We start from the raw sequence: 346 nt of genomic DNA, 5'->3' as shown, positions 1-346 counted from the left end.
GCCGACGCCCGGCGCCAGCTTGACGATTCCCTGCACATTCTTGGACCACATCGGCCAGTACCTGGGATAATCCTCTTTCAGAAAACTCTGCTCGATTGTAGCATAGGAAATGAAGTCCAGGAATGCAAAATCGCTGTTCTCCTTCCAGTCCTGCACGATCCCCGACACAGTCACTTGCAGCGAATCCTGATAGATTAGCCCCCGCCCCAGCCATCGATCCGGGTCTCCGGGACCGAAATACCGGATAGCCTCCTTCTCCGACAACACCACCCGGAACGGATCGTTCAGAGCCGTCGTCGGGTTGCCGGCCAGCCACCGGTAACGGAAGATCGAAAAATACTCCGGT

The 346-nt window shown here is 56.6% G+C and carries 1 protein-coding gene; it reads right to left on the bottom strand.

The features are described from left to right. The coding region (locus IEY39_RS29605; protein ID WP_188938392.1) for an ABC transporter permease at positions 1 to 346 on the bottom strand (346 nt) is incomplete at both ends.

The organism is Puia dinghuensis (assembly GCF_014642875.1).
Taxonomy (GTDB): Bacteria; Bacteroidota; Bacteroidia; order Chitinophagales; family Chitinophagaceae; genus Puia; species Puia dinghuensis.
This window is presented reverse-complemented; position numbering and strand designations above follow the sequence as displayed.